Here is a 1,056-nt window from a genome sequence, read left to right as displayed (position 1 = left end):
TCCTCAAAAACAAATGCCAGCGACGCAAGCGCATCCATCGTCGTTTAAATTCTGCTCCGATGCCCCTCAAAAAAGCAAACTTTAAGCCCAAACCTACTACTCTAAAAGTTCAAATTTTACAAATAAGGATACTGAATGAAAAATTTCATATTTTCCGCACTTTTGGCTCTTGGCATCGCAGGCTGCGCCGTAAGTACCGCTCCGACGCCTGCAGGCAACTTACGCTCGCTCAAATCTGAGATCGTAAACTACACTCGCCAAAGCTCCACAGCTTACGTATATACGTTTAAAGACCTATCCAGCGGCGAGCTCTACACCGCTCGCGCAAGCAGATACTATGCGGCTGCAGGCGATACTGCCTACATAAGTACCGCTTCAGGCGCTATCACCGATATGCGAATCATCTCGCGCAAAGCGGGTTCCGTTGCTCCGCGCGCTTATGATATCGGTAAAATCGAGACCAAACAAATGCATAAAAACGATGCTATTGCTGTACCTGAGAGCGAAAATATCAGCTTTTAATCCCACGCGATTTTTAGCCGTTGCGCCCTTTAAGGCAAGCGAGCCTGCTTTTACTTTGTGAAACGTTTTTGTGTTTGCCCTCTACTCTTATGAAGGCAATAGTTTCCTGTTCTTAATCATGGCGGGCTGGCGCGATTTGCTTGCGCTTTAAAGTCCGCTGATTCTTTATGCGATTGCCTGCATAATTTTATATTTTATAAGTTGTGGAATTTTGTATTTCACAAAATTCTGCGCTGCACATCTTACTTATATGGCTCGGTCTTATATGGCTCGGTTAGCATTTTCTATTCGCTTGCTTCGTGCTTAAGATTTTTTACTGCGTGGCGCTATTTTGTCCGCAAAATTCTATATTATAGAAATACAGCTGGCGCTAGAATTTTAATTACGAAATTCTTATAAATTTTCTTTCTCGCGATTTTTCGCGTACTGCTCGTTTTCAGTGCCGTATTCTCCGCTGATAAGATGTTACGTGGATTTTTAAAACCCACGCTTTGCAAATTTCGTATCTTGAAATTTTATCCATAAAATTCCGCA

General features: G+C 42.8%; 1 protein-coding gene. It reads left to right on the top strand.

What is annotated here, in order from left to right:
• Nucleotides 1-135 precede the first annotated feature (135 nt).
• Nucleotides 136-522, top strand: a complete 387-nt coding sequence (locus tag Q0340_RS04575; protein ID WP_297898070.1) for a hypothetical protein — start codon at nt 136-138, stop codon at nt 520-522.
• Nucleotides 523-1,056: the final 534 nt, after the last annotated feature.

The organism is uncultured Campylobacter sp., assembly GCF_938045595.1.
Lineage (GTDB): Bacteria > Campylobacterota > Campylobacteria > Campylobacterales > Campylobacteraceae > Campylobacter_B.
Note: the sequence above shows the minus strand (reverse complement) of the source record. Positions and strands in the feature narration are given on the sequence as shown.